This is a genomic window from Marinobacter iranensis (assembly GCF_029207565.1).
In the GTDB taxonomy this organism is placed as follows: Bacteria; Pseudomonadota; Gammaproteobacteria; order Pseudomonadales; family Oleiphilaceae; genus Marinobacter; species Marinobacter iranensis.
In genome coordinates this window covers 1-279 of the sequence record NZ_JANCMW010000087.1, presented here as the reverse complement: position 1 = coordinate 279, position 279 = coordinate 1, and the positions used below count along the sequence as shown (strand labels likewise).

Sequence of the window (279 nt, the reverse complement as noted above, 5' to 3'; positions counted from 1 at the left end):
CGAGATCGCGCGCGGCAACGGCGAGCGCATCATTGCCGATCCTTCCATCGCACTGGAGGCAATCACGCATCAGCAATCGACCTTCACGCCGCGCGACATGGCAAAGTTCGCGGATCGGCACAGCGACGGGATCGACCAGTTCAACGCGGTGATGGGCGCGATACGCAGCGCGCCCGATCTGGTCGAACTCGGCAAGGACGGACGGGGCGAAGACCGCTTCACCACCCGCGACATGATCGAGGCCGAACGGCGCCTGCACCTTGCCGCCAAACCCATGGC

At 65.2% G+C, this 279-nt stretch carries 1 protein-coding gene; it reads left to right on the top strand.

All coding sequences use genetic code 11. The features are described 5' to 3' along the window. On the top strand, positions 1-279 hold a 279-nt coding region (locus NLU14_RS21555), incomplete at both ends, for a hypothetical protein (protein ID WP_275710483.1).